Here is a 16646-nt window from a genome sequence, read left to right as displayed (position 1 = left end):
CCTTGCTTTATTTACTATTTTGATTATATTTTGAGGGATTAGAGCTGTATAATAGTTAGAAATTAGCGTGGTATCATTTTAAATGATATCAGAGGAGGCTATTGAACCTTATGGAGTCTCATGATTTATTCATCTTTAAACATGTTGCTGTATTGCGTTCTATCTCTAAAACTGCTGAGAAACTAGGATATGTACAACCAAATATCAGTCAAAGAATTAAAAATTTAGAGGAAGAATTAGGAGTTAGATTATTTAAGCGAAATAATAGAGGAGTAACGTTGACTCGCGATGGGGAAATTTTACTCGATTATGCTAACCGGATTCTCCAGTTAATGGATGAAGCAAAAATAAAAATCAATCCCGATAAATGGCAGGAACGTCTAGTAATTGGTGCCACACAAACGATCTCTGCCCTAAAGGTCCCTAGAATATTGTCATCTTTCCTTAGTGTTCATCATCAAATTAATGTGAAAGTGAGAACAGATACAACTAGTATGCTGCTGGAACAGGTTGTTTATGGAGAAATTGATGGCGCCTTTGTCACCGAACCATTTGATTATAGCGAATTAAAAACAGTTTACACAATTCCAGAAAAAGTAAGCCTTATTTCACCAAAGAATCATCCGGATAAGATGGAGTATGAACAAACGTTACTTGTAAATAGCAATCCTAATTGCATTTATAGAAAAACGCTTATTCATTTATCAAAAAAGAATTCTTGCAACCATTTACGTATCATTGAGTTTGATTCACTTGAGGCTATTTTACAATCTGTTAGTGATGGACTTGGTGTCAGTTTAGTACCTTCTGATGTTGCAAAACTTCAGAAGTATCAAAATGAATACAAGATATCAGAACTTCCAGAGCCTGTCCAAATAGACTTTGTCATAAAAAATAAGAATCAACAGCCCAAAGGTCTGAACAGTTTTATCAAGTTTCTACTAGAAGAAAAGTATTGAAAAAAATATATTTCGTTTACTTTTCTTCTCGCTGCTATCTTACTGTGAGAAGAATAATGTCTGGTTCATGATGCTTCCATTGTTCTCTGTATTGATGTGCAGACCACTGCAATTGTTAAATTAGAATTAGATGCTGAATTTTGTGAAGTGCGTGAAGACTTGTCGCCCGAACTTATCGAATGTCCACCGACAGATCCCCCGCCTCAATGTCCTGAGTTGTTTCCGATTATGAAAAGGTAATAAAAACTTTTGGGATCGCGGCTTCACGGTTTCTAACTTCCTCCTCAATCGCTGCCGCTTCCTTTGCTTTCAATTGCGAGACCATCGATAACCTGGAAGCTAGTGCATCCACTGTGTTTAAATCCTTGATTTCACTTTTGGCCTTGGCTGCCGTGAATGTGATCTGTTGTTCCTCAATCTTGGCAAGAAATGGTTCAAAGAGAGGTCGCTTTATTCCTGTAACTTATAGAAAGAAATCATAAACTAAAATAATGCTACCTCAAATAAAGGGGTAGCATTATCTTGTACGAATAGTAAACCATGACAAGACGGCAAGTTGTTTGAGAAAAGCAGAAAGAACCATCCCTCATACTTCTATATCATGTACCGCAATAAGTGCGGTAAGGACAGCTTGACGGCTCAGGCAATGCAGTGTACTCCTCCTGCTCCGGAGAGTGCGCGTAAGGATTTGAAAGAACACTAAGAAGACGCTCCATCACGCTGTAGTCTCCCTGTTCCACCGCGGCTTCCAGTGCTTCTTCTACCCGATGGTTCCGAGGGATGACCGCAGGATTGCTGTTTCGCATCAACTCACTTGAGGAGTCTTTTGATTGCTCCTGCCTGCTTAGTCTTGCCTGCCACTCCTCATTCCACTTCGTAAATTCCGGAGTCCCAAACAGAACCGTATCCTCCGGTTTATCAAAAGTTAATGCGCGGAAGGTATTGGTATAGTCGGCACGATACTTCTGCATCATATCATGGAGATCTTTAATAAGAGATACATCCTGTGTCTCTTCATTAAATATTCCCAGTTTTGCTCTCATTCCCGCGAGATAATTAGACTGAAATAACGTAGTAAAATCAGAAATCGCATCCTCGGCAATTTCGATGGCCTTATCTTGATCTTCATGCAGCAGCGGCAATAGAGCTTCAGCAAATCGCGCAAGATTCCACCCGCCAATAATCGGCTGATTGCCATAGGCATAGCGGCCTTGAGTGTCAATGGAACTGAATACCGTTGCCGGGTCATAGGTATCCATGAAGGCACAAGGACCATAATCAATCGTTTCTCCGCTAATGGTCATGTTATCGGTGTTCATCACCCCGTGGATAAAGCCAACCAGCTGCCATTTGGCAATGAGCGCGGCCTGGCGCTTAATCACTTCCTTAAGGAGCGAAAGATATCGGTTCTCATCCCCTTCAACGTCTGGAAAATGGCGCTTTAGGGCATAGTCAGCCAGAGTCCGGAGATCCTCAATTGTGCCCCAGTTTGCAGCGTATTGAAAGGTGCCGACGCGCAGATGACTTGCAGCCACGCGGGTCAAAATGGCACCAGGCAGAACGGTTTCGCGGATGACTGACTCACCGGTTGTCACCACTGCCAGACTGCGGGTGGTAGGAATGCCAAGCCCATGCATGCCTTCGCTGATGATGTATTCGCGCAGCATCGGTCCAAGTGCCGCCCGGCCATCGCCTCCGCGGGAGTATGGCGTTCTGCCTGGACCCTTAAGTTGAATATCAAACCGTTCACCTGAAGGGGTGATCTGTTCGCCAAGCAGCACAGCCCGGCCGTCTCCTAACATCGTAAAATGCCCGAATTGATGCCCCGCGTAGGCTTGGGCAAGAGGCTCTGCCCCTTCAGGAATCCGGTTGCCCGCAAACACCGCTGCGCCTTCTTCGCTTCGGAGTGCCTCGACGTTCAACCCCAGGGATGCTGCCAGCGGATCATTGAGAATGATCAGCTCCGGTGAGCGTACAGGGTGTGGGTTTTGAGCGGTAAAAAATACCTTCGGCAGACGGGCATAGCTGTTGTCAAAGTTCCATCCAGGTTCCTTTATTTCTTTTGTCATCATATCTCCTCCTTTTCTCCTTTTGTCTTTCTGTATCCTAGTTTTTTCTTTTGCATCAAACAAAAATCACAGGGATTCTATGATTTTTTTAGTTATCTACTTTCCGCACCGACACAAGGCAGTCCCTTTTTAATGTCTACTTCTGCCAATTTATTATACCCTTTCCACACAAAGATGGCACCCTTTAACCATTTTTTAGGTGTGTACTGAAATCAGAGACGTTAAGGCTCAAAATATGAAAGCGAATCTCCACCGCCATTACTCCTATATTCTTAACCGTGCGCTTCAACATTCCAGATAATGTGGAATGATTGGATTTGAGTCAATCAGTTGGATACAAAAAAGTGAGGATAATGCTGTCTTTCGAACTTGATCCTATGTTGCCCGTTCAACATTCAACATCAGGTCGGTTAATAGTATTACCCCTTCAACATTATCGACTGTAATATTAAGGACAATCTACAGGCACAAATGTTGCAGGGCAGTTTATCAGATGGACATCGGGAAGCAGGAACCTTACCGGGGCAAGAAGAAATATGATGTATCAAATTGCCATGTCCATGTCCATGTTCATTTCCTAACCCCTTGAGTTAATAGGATTTAACATAATGGCCAATTCAGAAAAAGGGCGGTCCCCTTTAGGACCGCTCCCTTGTACCATTCTGTATGAAATGTATTTTTCAAATTTGGCTAAGCATCTTTTTGAGTATGCTTCTTCCTCCTGATCATACTCACGATTTGCGATTCGGATTGCCTCTTCAACACTTTCTGGACTAAAAAGCTTAGCACTTCCGGCAAGTCGTCTTGATAAAGCTAACTTCTCTTCTTTCCACAAACGCTTCTTTTCAGGTTCCAAAACAACCTTCTTGCTAAAAATGCCTGTCATCACTCGAATTGGGAAATGACAGGCACTCAATATTAATTTTCAACAACCCTTATCTCATTCAAAAATGCTCGTTTATTTTTATATTGCATTTTTATTGCTGCTAAACGACTTTGCCACACATCGTTTTCTTTTAAGAAATTTTGATAAATGTTTCTTGCTTTTTGTAAGCATTTGGCTGTTTCTTTATACGATTTACAGGAACCGCCCGCTATGAAAGAGCAGCCTTTATTCCAATAGTATTCAATAATTTGTCTTGGATACCTTTTCGCAAGCTTATCCGCAAAGCTATCCCAATTTGGCTCCATATAGCCGTATAATTGCCTTTATTGAGCAACAGCCATCGCTTCACTCATATTGCGCTTTGATACGTAATGTTCCACTAAATCCCAGTAGTCCATGCCATATTCCAAAGACTGAAGCCGACGCTCCAAATAAGCCTCATCATTGTGCAACTTATTTTTGTAAATTCCCATAATGAGCTTTTCATTCCAAAAGCTTGGTTCTTTCTGGAGCAGCTTTATAACATGCTTCCAGTCTGAATCCGAGTCACACATGTCATATATAAAATCGATTAAAGCATCATCAAATCCCGAATTGCCGATTGCATATTGCTTAAAGGCCCGGTTCATCATTGACCTTTTTTCTTCGGGAGACAGCGGGGATTGCAGCAAAAGCTCTCTTATTTTCTCTAAATATTCATCCGCCTCATATTCCAGATGCTCCGGTCCCCCGCCGTAATCGTTAAAATTGCTAATAATCTCTTCTGCTCTCTCCCAATATTCCCAAAGGAGCTTGTTAGGCAAAGGGGATGTTTTATTCAACCCTTTACGCAGCGCATACCACTCCATAATCGCCATATCTATATCTGCATATTGGTCAGATAAATGTGTGACTAATTGTATAAGTTCTTCTTTCTCTAAACCTTTACACAGCTCTTGTATTGATAACTCTTGTTTCATTTTCCTGCTCTCCTTCTGGTTTACTACGGTACTTCCAGTCTATTTCTTATCCCTCATTATCTCAAATAATCACTCAACTAACTTCTTCTGATATTCTGCTTTTCTCACTATCATCATTGCCTCAACAATCAGCAATCATTCAGAGATATGTATAGATTTCAAGTGATTTAACTGTTCTTCCAACAATACAAGAAAAAAGCACCAACTCGTATATATATAAATCCACATTGAAAATCCGACATGGCAAAAAGCAGCCATGTCAGATTTTCAACGCATAAGCATTTGCCAAACAACCTTACGGTCTCTTGGCAAATGCTTATACGAAAACCTTTTCAGCCTATTCAAGATGTAAAGACAGAAAAACGGTAAGTAGCTTAAAAAGCAAAAGCTGATGTCGAAAAATAAAAATGGATTTATATAGTTAGTGCTTTTGAATAGTTATAAGCTAATACCCTTGTACTTTAATTCCGAAGCTGCTCGATTTCTTTTTGCGTTAATTTCGTAATATTGGAGATGGTCTTAAGATCAAAACCTCTTTTCAGCATATCACGGGCAACTTAAATCATCGCCATTTTTTCGCCTTCAAACAATCCTTCTTTTCTTCCTTCTTCTCTCCCTTTATTATGCCAAGATGTAGTGATTTGCATAATGCGAATCCCCTCCTCATCACTCAATTGAGTAATTTCCTTTCGAAGCTGTTTCTCTTCTTCTTCATCTGAGGTTTTTATTTAACCTCTTGTTAGTTCTTGAATTTCTGAAAATTCTATAAAAAAAGGAGACGGAAATGTTTATCAACAAATTTCCTTCTCCCCATTTTAAGGAATCATTCCTTTTTAAAAATATCTTCATACATTCTTCAAATAGTCTGCTTCAAAGAGGAATAATTGCAAGGTCAGTCAACTATAACTGACTGACCCTCCAATACTCTATTTCACTAACAGACAACCAGTCATCACGTATTATATAAGTGGTAATATTGATGGATAAAAAAAGATGAGAAGCTTCTAAAAGCATATCCTTACTCATTCAATCCGGAAGCTTTTCCTTCCCGGCTGGAGTCGGCTGCTCCGAATAGGCATTTTTTTTCTCTATCAATTTGGATCGCTTGCACGTTACCTATAGGGAAAGGTTGATCCCCGAACTCAAAGCCCATTGCCTCCAACGTTCCTTTGCTGTTCATATCCATCCCTGCTTCCCAGCCAATGAGCGGGCTGGTACTGCAAAATATCCGGGGCTCTTCAATCGCTTCCTTTATATCCATGCCAAAATCAATCACATTCACGATTGTTTGGAACACTGATCCAACGATCGTGGGTCCTCCCGGAGAACCAAGCGTAAGAACAGGTTCATCGTCCTTAAAGATAATGGTTGGACTTTTGCAGCTGACCGGCCGCTTGTTCGGCTGTACTTCATTTAGTCCACCCGGAATCACATCAAAATCAGTCAGTTCATTATTTAGCAGGAAACCGTGATCTTTTACCATAATTCCCGTCCCGAAAGGATGCTCAACCGTTGACGTACATGCAACAATATTGCCCCAGCGATCAATGACAGTAAAATGAGTTGTTTCACTAAGTTCCCTCTCTGGTTCATATGGCTGGCGCACAACCTTCTTTTCTCTTGCTGTATCATATATCCACGGGTTTCCAAAGTCTATGGCGCCATTCCTGTTCTCCCAGTTGATAAGCCCCCTCCTGTTTTTCAAATACTCTTCATTTAGTAATCCTTTTGTGGGGATTTCATCGAAACGAGGATCGCCTGCAAAAGCGATTTTATCGGAAAAAGCGAGACGCATGGCTTCAACAAACAGATAATACTTTCCCCAGGATTTTGGTGTGTATTGGGATAAGTCAAACCCTTCTAATATTTTCAGGATTTGCATTACAGTCGTTCCGCCGGCACTCGGCATGTTGGATGAGGCAATTTTATGGCCTCTATAGCTTCCCCACACCGGCTCATCAATCGTAATCTGATAATTTTTCAAATCGTCTAATTCCATAAATCCACCATGTTCTTTTATGGTAGAAATGATGGCCTCTGCAATTTCCCCCTCATAGAAAGCTTCGACACCCTGCTCCTGCAGGATACGAAATGTCCTCGCCAGATCTTTTTGGCGGACGAAACCCCCTTCCGTTACCGGTTTACCATTTGGCAAAAATAACTCTCTTGCATGGTCACCAAGCCTGTATTCAAATGTCTTTAAAATATCCCCAAATACCCAATTGATCTCTACTCCCTTTTCTGCCGCTCTTGCAGCTGGCTCAATCAAATCAGCAAGAGGCTTCGTTCCATACTCTTTTAAAGCAGCATCCATCGCTTTCAATATGCCCGGAATGCCAACGGCGGTACCATGGGTTGATCTTTTGCGGAATGGAATGATTTCCCCTTTAGCATCAAGGAACATTTCGGGATAGGCAGCTTCAGGGGCCTGGGAATGTCCATCAAAAATCTTCACTGTTTTACTTTCATTATGATAGACCATAAAAAAACCGCTTCCGCCAATGCCCGTCATCATCGGTTCTCCAACATTCAATCCAAATTGTACGGCTATCGCCGCATCGATCGCATTTCCGCCTTCCCTCAAGATTTTTTCTCCCGCCTCCGTAGCTACGGGATGCGCACTTACAACCATCCCGGTTTTTCCTACGGCTGTTTCTCTATCATATAAACTCCTGTTTGAACGAGTAAATATTTTTCCTTTCGTCATAACTGACACCTCCATAACAAAATCGTGGATAAACGCATGAATTTGAGTACTTGTCCATTACCCCTTGCCAGCTTAAATAAAACTGTTTGAAAAAGAGGAAGGATCTTGCTTTCTTCCACTCTAATAGCTTCTGCCTGTTGCCAGTTCTGTATGGAGGGTCAACTTCATACTTTATGGTTACAATTTCTGAAATCGTGCATATATTGATTTTAAAATGAATGAACAATTCATTCATCAAAGGAGAGCTGAAAAAATGACTGATCATACAACAAAAAAAGAATGGAACCTGCAGGACAAATATGTACTGATTACAGGTGCAACAAGTGGTATTGGCCTTGCAGCGGCAAAGGCAATCGCAGCACGCGGCGCAAATCTAGGGATCATTGCCAGGAATCTCGCTAAAGCAGAAGAAATTGCAGCCCTATTAAAAATGCAAACAAGCAAACCGATTAAGGTGGATATATTTATTGCTGATCTTTCCTCCCAAAGATCTATCCGTCAGGTCGCTGCACAAATTCTTGAACAGTGCCCAAGGATTGATGTTTTAGTTAATAACGCAGGCGCCCTATTCGACACCTTTCAGGAAACAGAGGAAGGAGTTGAAATGACCTGGGCGGTGAACCACCTGGCACCATTTCTTCTCACTTTACTGCTTCTAGATCGTCTAAAGGAAAGTGAATCCGCTCGGGTTATCAATACCGCTTCACATGGTCATAAAATGGTGAAAAAAGGTCTTGAGTTTGATCATGCTAATGCGGAGCATCTCTATAGAGGTGTTAAAAGGTTGATAGGCGGTCCAACCATCCGTTATGCACAAACGAAGCTCGCCAATATCTTATTTACATCTGAATTGGCGCGTCGTCTAGAAGGATCGAATGTCACCGTTCATTGTTTCGATCCGGGACTCGTTGCGACAAATTTTAATCAAAATAATGGAATGATGGCCAAAGCAACAATGGCTGTAATGAAGCTTTTTTCCCGTACCCCGGAGGAGGGGGCAGATACACTGGTATGGCTTGCGGAATTAAAGGATGTCTCCAATCTTAACGGCCAATATTGCGCTGATAGACAGTTGAAGGCACCAGCAGAAGCGGCAACTGACAAAGAATTAGCAAGGAAACTTTGGAAAATTAGTGAGGAACAAGTTCAGTTATCGATCAATTAATCTTTAAAAATTAGTTTGAAACAAAAATACTTACAGAAAAGGGTGAAGAAGATGACTCCATTAAATGATGACCAGCTGGAACAGATCCGTGATGAACGAAGAGAACAAATAAAGAAAGCGGCTCTAAAAGTATTTTCGCGCCGCGGACTCATTGGCGCGAAAATGAGCATGATAGCCAGGGAAGCAAACATTAGCCAGGGACTTTCCTATCGATATTACCGTTCAAAGGATGAACTTTTTATTGAACTTGTCAAGGATGCGATGAAAGAAACAGCTGAGGCATTTGCTTCAGTGGGAAAAATGCAAGGTTCCCCGTCAGAAAAAATCAAAGAACTAACCAAAAAAATGCTTGATCCAAACAATAGATACTCGTTTATGCTCATACAACAAGTCCAAACTTCTGATGAAATCCCAGACAAGGCAAAAGAAATTGTGCAACAATATCCAATCCTTTCTTTAATTGAGCAAATGATTCCCCTCTTTAAAAAGGGACAGGAGATTGGAGAATTTTGTAATGGCGACCCGGCTGAACTGTTGATGCTCTACTTCTCAGTCGTTTCCGGTTTAATGTTACTCCCAAATGGAATAGAGGAGAATAATCAAGTTCTAAATGTAGATTTTTTAATGAGACTATTAAGGGAATAGATAAAGCATTTTTATCTTTATCGGCTGCTTGATTTTGTAAATAAGTATATATTTATCACTCGGATATTGGTCTGAACTGCCAGGAAAATAGGAGTAAGCTCATTTGAGATGCAGCAAGAAATATGGCATTTTGTTCATTCACCCTATTTTTTACTGTTATGGTAACCTCATGAAGCTTTAGCAAAATGGAGAACTTGATTAAACAAGAGCTATTAAGTTTCTGGTACCCCATATACCATTCAATATCAATAAAGGCTTGTTTTCGCTTCAACGGCATACCTTCCATTCGCATCTGCTCCCTAGAAATTACATCTCTCCAAACTGCTATTCGGAATTCCCTTTCACCATCGCTACTTGAAAACTGAGTCCCTGTTTCTACAACTCTATATGCTAAGTCTGCAAAAAAGGGATTCTTAAGCAACGGTTTTATCGAATCATTGGTTAATAATAGTTTTAAAGATTCAAGTTTCTCACAAAGATATTGTATCTCCTCATCGGCGAACCCTCTTATTACAAGCGTGGAACAATGAACGCCAGTTGGCTGAAGGAAATTGAACAATATTTGCTGGTAAGCATAATCAAGACCACTGGCAATAATTGTCCACCCCAGATGCCTCCGGACAAACTGAATCAAACCTGTAAATGCAGCAGAATTTTGCAATTCAAGAAGTTTCTCAAGTGACTCTATCAACAGATACTTTTTAGGCATCAAAGCAAACCCTGCCTCAAGTTCGCTAAGTGAGCTTGTTAATCCAATTGTCGAAAATACATTATCAAGATGAGCCTTGTCAAGATCCTCTGTGCGGAGACAAAAAATAGGGGCATGGTCTTTCATATATTCGGCAAACTCTCGTAAAAGACTGGACTTTCCATATCCACGTCCTCCCGAAAGGAAAACAAACTCGGCTCCTTCGCTAATCTCTAATAGTTGTTCGAAAGAGTTAGAGCGCTTAATGTGCACCCCACCAATATTTGACCTGATACCGTTAATGATATAATCACTATGATCTTTTAGCTTTTTAACATCGGAAATCCAGTGAGGATTTTGCCTAGTATTGAAAGCTCTGCAGATGTCTTTAGGGACATCTTCTAAAGTAAGTGTTCCAGCATTCTGGTTAACTGATTGGACAGCATCAATCATCCTTGACCAAAGAGCTGAGGCATTTTAATGTATTTTTATAACTTGTAATTTCCATTTAAATTTATCCAATTAAATAAAAAACATCTCATTTGTGACCAAAATGCGACCAAAAATGTGACCATTTTATTCTATTGAATCACAAAACGTTATTATAATTAAATCTAAGATTTAAGAATTAGGGGCAGTTTGTTATAACTGCCCTTTGCCCCCTTCTTCTATCTAAATGTGTTATTTGCTAATCCATCTCGGTACTTGTTATTTTAATATGTGAAAATACTGTTTTAACCACTATGCAATGCTTTGATAAGCCTTACGTATTTTATCTACAATTTCTTCCGCTTTCGATGAATTTAAGGTATCTGCTAAACGATTCAAATTATGCAAATGATACCGTAATCGATTAGTATCTCCGATAACTAGTAGTGAAACAGTTAAAATTGACCTTCCCATAAACTCTTCCTTAGGGGTAAGATATATAGATACCCCTTTTTCAAACACATTAGTTAAAAGATCAACCACTCTTCGGTACTCGCCCTGAGTAAAGTAGAGACGAGCCAACTCCGCAAGAGCTCTTTCCCTAGATATGTAATCGTCGAGAGCAACATTCTTTTCAAGTAACTTCATTGCAGAGGGGATGTCAGAAAATCGCTTCTCTAGCAACTTAGCCATATTGAAATTTAATAATGGCGTTGCCCACCGCTCAACATTTGGAAATTGTCTTGCCACCCGTCCAGCTAGAGACTGCGCATGGAGTTCAAGCCTAAGAGCTTTACCATTATGATGTTCATGATACTCCACTAAGGCTAATCCATTCGCTAATTGAATTTCAGAACGTACTCTATCTTCCAAATTAAGAATATTAGACAGTGCTTCATATCCCAACTTGTACCAATGTCGAGATTTTACTAAATACTCAGGCTTGCGCTGTCCTGCATAAATATTAGCAACTTCATAGATTAGTTCAACCCTTTTGACTGGATCAGTACAAATCTGCAACGCTTGTTCGTAAAACCCTACCGCCTCTTCAAATCCTCTCTCCAGTTCAATCCTGGGCGCTAAGCGAGCTGCGCTAACAAGCGTGCTTAGAATTTGAGAAAAATCCCTGTCTTGAGTACCAAAGCTTTTTAAAAGTCCAACATAATGCTTGAAGAGAAAAAAGCGTCCGCTTGTTTTTATTCCATAAAGATAAGGAATGTGATGAGCTAACATACGTTCTTGATCCGCTGCAGCGATAGCATGTCCAGCCCTGCGAAGATACCCCCACCCATCTGGAGACCATTCGTCAAATAACCGTGCACTGAGTTCGCGTCTGTATGCAGATGAAAGATGTTTTAGCACAGTTAGGCGATTTGATACTGAAAGAAAAGCCCACGGCTCTCCTGCAGGACCAACGCATGTATTGGTAGTAAAAGAAACCCCAAGACGTTCAAGGACCCAAATAGGGATACCATGTGGACAAATAGCCACTAGTTGTGTTGCTAAATCGTTAACATCCAATAATGGTTCATTATACTGTTGCATAGGAACTGGAGTAAAATTCTCAAGAATTAGCTGGTAGTGGGAATCACGTGCCAATGCATAGGGAGCTTCAATAGCCACATGGAATCCGGTACGTTTGGCTTGATGTATCAGTCTTAAGACAAATTGTGTCGCTGTAATATCATAACGTTGTGGGTGGCGTAAGATAACACCAAAACCTGGGCCAAGTGATCCAACATATTGCGCGAGTACAGCCTGTAAGTCCACGACGTCATACTCAATGTCCTTAACATCATCCCAGGTTGGTGCATCGGCAGACATTGTGGTTAATCCGAATTGTTGAAGCTCATCCCAGGTAGGGGCTAATGTGTCACATACTGCTCGAATTAATGAGCTCGGTGCAGCCGCCAAGGCTGATTCTGCTACATCCAAACATATCGGATAGATTGGAGATCCGACTACGGGAGCAGTCGATAACCAGACTATGTCCTGCGGGCCATTCGCAGGCCAATCATGAACTCCAGGACCTAAAAAAACAGTCATATAACCACCCTCTTAGGAGTAATCTATTAATCATCACATCGATCCTCGTCTTCCTGGTCTTCAGTCTTCTTACTCGTTTTCCCAGTCTTCGTCTTCTCCTTGTCATCATGATCTTCGCATTCTTCCTCATTTTCCCGGTATTCTTTCTTATCGGGTTCATCCTCTTTCTTTAATAAACGTTCGGGTATCTCCAAATCCTGAAGCTCCTGTTTTAAAAACTTGAGACGCTCCTTACGCAACTCCAAGAATTCGTCGAAATTTAGTGTATCAGAATCTCTTAATTTACTTACTGTGCCGTGACACCCACACATTTGAAGATTACAACTGCACAGGCGTGTGCAACCATCTCTTGCTTTAGCATCATCGTCACTGAGTTTCAGCAATCCTCTATCGTTTAAAGCCTTTATAACATCAATGACTTCATTTAATTCAATATGCTCAGATCCGATTTCACACGACTTTTTCGTGTTTGTCGTCTGTTCATGACCATCATTCTTTTCTTCACTCATCTTTAATTCCTCCCTCAATAAAGTTAATTTTCCCTTCGATACTCACGTATTTTCAAAATTTCATTTATGCATAATAGTTGACACTCCATAACTCATGGATAATTATTGATGGATATTCAATTTCTTTAAATAATTTATAGGGTGGGGGTCATCCTAATATCCGAACTGTAAGAATTTAGAAAAATATTTATAACCATGCGTAAATTCTCCACACGACTCACGGCCGCTAACCCTTCTATATATCACCGGATTAGGTCCATACATTCCTTCATCCTACGTATCCATGAGGTGGGGGTCGGATATGCTCCTAATAGTTAATTTTATAAGATATTTCTGATTCTATTTACATTAAAGACATCGAGAAAAACATCGAGCTTAATTGTATATCTCTTTACGCTATTTCGTCCTCTGTATTCGGCTTTAGTAAAGTATTTGAATTTAATAAAGCGTTCTCAAAATCTAAGTAGGCACGTGCCAAAGTCTGGGGAAAAAACTCTTGGAATGATTCGCAGGCGGACGCAAATATAGTTCCCGAGATGGAACGGGCATGACTAGCACATCCGGCGGTGTGAATTAGAGCATAGGGACATTCTGAACATTGCTCAATTGCACCTGGAAAACGAGAGAGCCACTGTCCAGCTGTCTTATCGATAAACTGTAAGCCCTGTTTCCCATAGGTTGCGATTCGACGCTCTCGTTGACCTGTTTCCTCCCAGCAAGTGTAAACGTCTCCTAATGGATCAAAGATAAGTAGCCCAGTCTCAGCAGCACAATGAGTAACGCGTTTAAATGGATACCCATCTCCGCTTAAGCAGCTGATTAAGGTGTTTCTCGCCCACTGCTCATAACTTTCAATATGAGAATCCTCGGTATCCTTTAAATTTGTTGTTAATCGTACTAAATCGGCTTGACTGATATTTTCAGGACGTTTGTAGGCAGAAAAGACGACAGCTGCATAAGCTGAAAATCCAGGTTCCTCATTCCACCCCAGTCTGGTGAAATATTCGTTAAGACCACTAATATCAGCGATATTTGTAGTATCAATATTTAATCGTACCGACACCCGAGCACCACGCTGAAGAGCCGTCTCTATATTCGTGACAATGGTTTCAAAAGTACGACGGAATTTAGGTCCTACTCGACGTTTATCATGAAGTTCTGCTAGACCGTCAAGTGTAATTTGCAGTTCCTCAATCAACCCAGGACCAAGTAAGTCAACAAATTTATCAAGCTCTACACCATTAGTAACGGCTGAGAGTGTTCTACCACGAAGATTGGCCTGCTCCACGATATAAGGAATAATCGGAAGCGAAACCGAAGACAAGGGTTCACCACCGAAAAGGGTGATTGGACTCTTCGGCATTTTTATGGTTTCTAATGGTGAATCCAATGAATCGTTTATTAAACCCAACGCGGTAGCAACAGAGCCAGGTCCAGCGAATTGGTCCATAGCTGCAAAGGCCTGATCTACGCGTTCTCGCGTCATAACAGTTGCAAATTCTTTGCGTCCGGCGTGCATCTCGTGGGATTGAAAACAATAGGGACATCTTAGATTACACGTAAAGGTTGGGATTAGCATAAACCCTGCAGGACTTGTACGCAAATCATTTTCATGGAGTGTGGAGGCGATACGTATCATAACGGACCGCTCCTCATTTTTGTCCATATTCGTTAAATAACCACGTGACTCTAGATGTGATAAAGTTTCTTGCGAGAGACTTCTAATTATCTCATCCTCCGGTTGGCAATTAGTACCTCGTCGCTCTACGAGGTACTGTCCAAGAGAATAGGATACTTTATCAACGGCTCCAGTAAAACCATGCATAAGAATATAGTGATTGTCATTTTGCAATGGTGCTCCTATAACGTAATTACTTACTCTCATATCAAATTACTTCCTCCTTTACCTATAAAATAGGTAACAATAGATAGACGTTTAAGCAGTGGTCTTGCTCTCCATTCACCTCTACCAACTCAAACTGCTTTTTACATTTTTAACAAATTTAACCACTTTATTCATAAAAAATTCAATTCAAAATCAGAAACGCCTTCAAAAGGGAACGGATTCAGGAGGAAGACTTATAAATAAAAACACTGTCAGCTAGAAAATAGTTTTTAACGGTAAGATGGAATCAAAGATCAATCTTATCTTTCGAAATCTTGTGGAGATGATGGAAGAACGCAATTTATTAAAGAATATTACAATCCTCATGCGTATTGGTTCACAAATATAACCCCGGTTATACGAACGACTTCTTTTTAAGATACGTTGAGTTTGTATGCGTATAATTTAAATAAAAAAACAAATACTTAATATCGTGAACGAAGGGGAAACAAGTTTTAGAATTGAATAAAATTGATAATATAAATAAGCTAATGTTCTTTTTTGGATTTCAGCAACATTAATCTTGATATATATTATCTTTTAAGTAAGAGGATTTTTTGAAGTAGATTAAATTGTATTGATTACAGTTTCTGTTCACTTTATAACACTGATTGGGAGGATTGAAATGGACCACAAGTCTATAAACGAAGAAATAAAGAAGGCAATCAGAAAGACGGAGGAACTTTTGAACGAAATACCAGGGTCTGATTGTCCCCAACAATTTGACAATCCTGTTCAACAATTTGTCAATCCTGTCCAGCAATTTGCCAATCCTGTCCAGCAATTTGCCAATCCTACAAAAAAGAAATTAGCGTTAATTATAGGGATAAATTATCGAGGTACTGAGAAAGAATTAAGTGGTATAAATGATGCTTCTGACCTTTTACACAAACTTGTTCAAGATTTTGGTTTCAACCAATCTAACATACAACTACTAATTGAAGAGGTAGCCACTCGTAAAAATATACTTGATGGATTAGAACGACTCGTTAGAGAACTAGAACCAGGAGATATTGGAGTTTTTACATATGCTGGACATGGGACGCAAACAGCTGATTTGCCACCAATCGATGAGGATGATATGTTGGATGAAGCTATTGTACCGATAGATGCTCTTAGTGACAGGTCTAATTTAATAAGAGATGATGAGATTCAAGAAATATTATCAAAATTGGCACACGACGTACATTTTGTGGTGATTTTTGATAGTTGTCATTCTGCAACTGGAACAAGAGCACAAGAATATGGAGCACTTGTTGAGACTGCCACAAGAGAACACAAAAAACTTAGTAAACGTTTTATTCCACCTACTCCAACCATTAAAGAAATAAAGGAAATTATGAGTGATATTAAAATTAACAACAGAGATGTTTCAGAACATCCCCTCACAGGACCAAATCATATATTATTAGCAGGATGTAAAGCGAATGAAGTAGCTTTTGACGATCTGACAAATGGGTATTTTACAAAAGCATTAATTAAACATATGGAAAAAGGAATTAGTTATCAAGAGTTATACGATATAGTAAGGGGAGAAGTATTAAATAGTTCGAATAATGCTCAAGAGCCTCAATTAGACGGACCCGATTTTTTAACAAAGATGAATATTTTTGAATAATTAGTAACTTTAGTTCTTTATTAAATATAGTTTAGTATTGTGTGAAGCCGACAGGTGATGTTAGATAATTTAGAAGAAGGT

At 40.2% G+C, this 16646-nt stretch carries 13 protein-coding genes; 4 read left to right on the top strand and 9 right to left on the bottom strand.

Annotated elements, in window-relative coordinates; genetic code table 11:
* The first annotated feature begins 110 nt into the window (after positions 1 to 110).
* Positions 111 to 959 (top strand): LysR family transcriptional regulator, encoded by an 849-nt coding sequence (locus ACFOU2_RS19600; protein ID WP_377917997.1) that lies wholly within the window; start codon positions 111 to 113, stop codon positions 957 to 959.
* A 226-nt stretch (positions 960 to 1185) separates the two neighbouring features.
* On the opposite strand, the gene ACFOU2_RS19595 is transcribed toward ACFOU2_RS19600, so the two are convergent.
* The 5 genes from ACFOU2_RS19595 to ggt all read right to left on the bottom strand — a co-directional run bounded on the left by ACFOU2_RS19595 (position 1186) and on the right by ggt (position 7580).
* Positions 1186 to 1311 (bottom strand): hypothetical protein, encoded by a 126-nt coding sequence (locus ACFOU2_RS19595; protein ID WP_377917996.1) that lies wholly within the window; start codon positions 1309 to 1311, stop codon positions 1186 to 1188.
* Between the two features lie 247 nt (positions 1312 to 1558).
* On the bottom strand, positions 1559 to 3028 hold the full coding sequence (locus ACFOU2_RS19590) for a protein adenylyltransferase SelO (protein ID WP_377917995.1): 1470 nt from the start codon (positions 3026 to 3028) through the stop codon (positions 1559 to 1561).
* Positions 3029 to 3605: 577 nt separating this feature from the next.
* The gene (locus ACFOU2_RS19585) at positions 3606 to 3884 is read right to left on the bottom strand and encodes a hypothetical protein (RefSeq protein ID WP_377917994.1); all 279 of its coding nucleotides are present in this window, start codon (positions 3882 to 3884) and stop codon (positions 3606 to 3608) included.
* A 353-nt stretch (positions 3885 to 4237) separates the two neighbouring features.
* Positions 4238 to 4873, bottom strand: a complete 636-nt coding sequence (locus tag ACFOU2_RS19580; RefSeq protein WP_377917993.1) for a hypothetical protein — start codon at positions 4871 to 4873, stop codon at positions 4238 to 4240.
* A 1018-nt stretch (positions 4874 to 5891) separates the two neighbouring features.
* Entirely contained in the window at positions 5892 to 7580 is a 1689-nt protein-coding gene (ggt, locus tag ACFOU2_RS19575) for a gamma-glutamyltransferase (RefSeq protein WP_377917992.1), read from the bottom strand.
* Positions 7581 to 7833: 253 nt separating this feature from the next.
* On the opposite strand from ggt, the gene ACFOU2_RS19570 reads away from it, so the two are divergent.
* The gene (locus ACFOU2_RS19570; protein WP_377917991.1) at positions 7834 to 8745 is read left to right on the top strand and encodes an SDR family NAD(P)-dependent oxidoreductase; all 912 of its coding nucleotides are present in this window, start codon (positions 7834 to 7836) and stop codon (positions 8743 to 8745) included.
* A 51-nt stretch (positions 8746 to 8796) separates the two neighbouring features.
* Entirely contained in the window at positions 8797 to 9390 is a 594-nt protein-coding gene (locus tag ACFOU2_RS19565) for a TetR/AcrR family transcriptional regulator (protein ID WP_377917990.1), read from the top strand.
* A gap of 55 nt (positions 9391 to 9445) precedes the next feature.
* Here ACFOU2_RS19565 and ACFOU2_RS19560 read toward each other — a convergent pair whose 3' ends face one another.
* The 4 genes from ACFOU2_RS19560 to ACFOU2_RS19545 form a co-directional block, all read right to left on the bottom strand.
* Positions 9446 to 10531: a hypothetical protein gene (locus tag ACFOU2_RS19560; RefSeq protein WP_377917989.1), complete on the bottom strand. Its 1086-nt coding sequence runs from the start codon at positions 10529 to 10531 to the stop codon at positions 9446 to 9448.
* Positions 10532 to 10819: 288 nt separating this feature from the next.
* Positions 10820 to 12553, bottom strand: a complete 1734-nt coding sequence (locus ACFOU2_RS19555) for a hypothetical protein (RefSeq protein WP_377917988.1) — start codon at positions 12551 to 12553, stop codon at positions 10820 to 10822.
* A 26-nt stretch (positions 12554 to 12579) separates the two neighbouring features.
* Entirely contained in the window at positions 12580 to 13062 is a 483-nt protein-coding gene (locus ACFOU2_RS19550; RefSeq protein WP_377917987.1) for a hypothetical protein, read from the bottom strand.
* 391 nt (positions 13063 to 13453) lie between these two features.
* Complete coding sequence (locus tag ACFOU2_RS19545) at positions 13454 to 14947, bottom strand: radical SAM protein (RefSeq protein ID WP_377917986.1); 1494 nt, start codon at positions 14945 to 14947, stop codon at positions 13454 to 13456.
* A 625-nt stretch (positions 14948 to 15572) separates the two neighbouring features.
* On the opposite strand from ACFOU2_RS19545, the gene ACFOU2_RS19540 reads away from it, so the two are divergent.
* The gene (locus ACFOU2_RS19540; RefSeq protein WP_377917985.1) at positions 15573 to 16565 is read left to right on the top strand and encodes a caspase family protein; all 993 of its coding nucleotides are present in this window, start codon (positions 15573 to 15575) and stop codon (positions 16563 to 16565) included.
* Positions 16566 to 16646 lie beyond the last annotated feature (81 nt).

It is taken from the genome of Bacillus songklensis, assembly GCF_042649685.1.
Taxonomy (GTDB): Bacteria; Bacillota; Bacilli; order Bacillales; family Bacillaceae_H; genus Bacillus_BA; species Bacillus_BA songklensis.
Note: the sequence above shows the minus strand (reverse complement) of the source record. Positions and strands in the feature narration are given on the sequence as shown.

What these genes read in the sequence shown, in the direction of transcription:
- ACFOU2_RS19590 (WP_377917995.1), bottom strand. Translation starts at nt 3,028, where the DNA reads ATGACAAAAGAAATAAAGGAACCTGGATGGAACTTTGACAACAGCTAT.
- ACFOU2_RS19580 (WP_377917993.1), bottom strand. Translation starts at nt 4,873, where the DNA reads ATGAAACAAGAGTTATCAATACAAGAGCTGTGTAAAGGTTTAGAGAAA.
- ACFOU2_RS19560 (WP_377917989.1), bottom strand. Translation starts at nt 10,531, where the DNA reads ATGATTGATGCTGTCCAATCAGTTAACCAGAATGCTGGAACACTTACT.
- ggt (WP_377917992.1), bottom strand. Translation starts at nt 7,580, where the DNA reads ATGACGAAAGGAAAAATATTTACTCGTTCAAACAGGAGTTTATATGAT.
- ACFOU2_RS19600 (WP_377917997.1), top strand. Translation starts at nt 111, where the DNA reads ATGGAGTCTCATGATTTATTCATCTTTAAACATGTTGCTGTATTGCGT.
- ACFOU2_RS19565 (WP_377917990.1), top strand. Translation starts at nt 8,797, where the DNA reads ATGACTCCATTAAATGATGACCAGCTGGAACAGATCCGTGATGAACGA.
- ACFOU2_RS19540 (WP_377917985.1), top strand. Translation starts at nt 15,573, where the DNA reads ATGGACCACAAGTCTATAAACGAAGAAATAAAGAAGGCAATCAGAAAG.
- ACFOU2_RS19545 (WP_377917986.1), bottom strand. Translation starts at nt 14,947, where the DNA reads ATGAGAGTAAGTAATTACGTTATAGGAGCACCATTGCAAAATGACAAT.
- ACFOU2_RS19555 (WP_377917988.1), bottom strand. Translation starts at nt 12,553, where the DNA reads ATGACTGTTTTTTTAGGTCCTGGAGTTCATGATTGGCCTGCGAATGGC.
- ACFOU2_RS19570 (WP_377917991.1), top strand. Translation starts at nt 7,834, where the DNA reads ATGACTGATCATACAACAAAAAAAGAATGGAACCTGCAGGACAAATAT.
- ACFOU2_RS19550 (WP_377917987.1), bottom strand. Translation starts at nt 13,062, where the DNA reads ATGAGTGAAGAAAAGAATGATGGTCATGAACAGACGACAAACACGAAA.